The sequence below is a fragment of the Shewanella sp. 4t3-1-2LB genome (assembly GCF_017368415.1).
GTDB classification, from domain to species: domain Bacteria; phylum Pseudomonadota; class Gammaproteobacteria; order Enterobacterales; family Shewanellaceae; genus Shewanella; species Shewanella fodinae.
Window position 1 is genome coordinate 1 of the sequence record NZ_JAFNJD010000169.1, and the last position, 260, is coordinate 260.

Annotated in this window: 1 pseudogene; it reads right to left on the minus strand. The window is 44.6% G+C overall.

Annotated elements, in window-relative coordinates:
* Nucleotides 1–260: pseudogene (locus tag J3L11_RS19150) on the minus strand (type I-F CRISPR-associated protein Csy3); the annotation flags it as partial.

The following is a 260-nucleotide window of genomic DNA, read 5'->3' on the forward strand; positions in this document are numbered from 1 at the left end:
TAACGCAGACAATGTATTAAACACATCAACATTACTGCAGCCTGAGGGAGCCAGAGAGTTAGCTTTCACTCTTAGCGAAAAACGGCAGTAAAGCTCTGAGATATTCGGTGGAACGTAGCATTCTTCAGCAATAACGGGATTCGCATAAGCTAGGTCTTGCGGTGCCAGATTCTTTGGTGTTGAATCAGCGTTATACCCTTCGGTAATACCTACTTTTTGCCCTCTAATACGCGCAACACTAGCCTGTAATGGCACAAAGT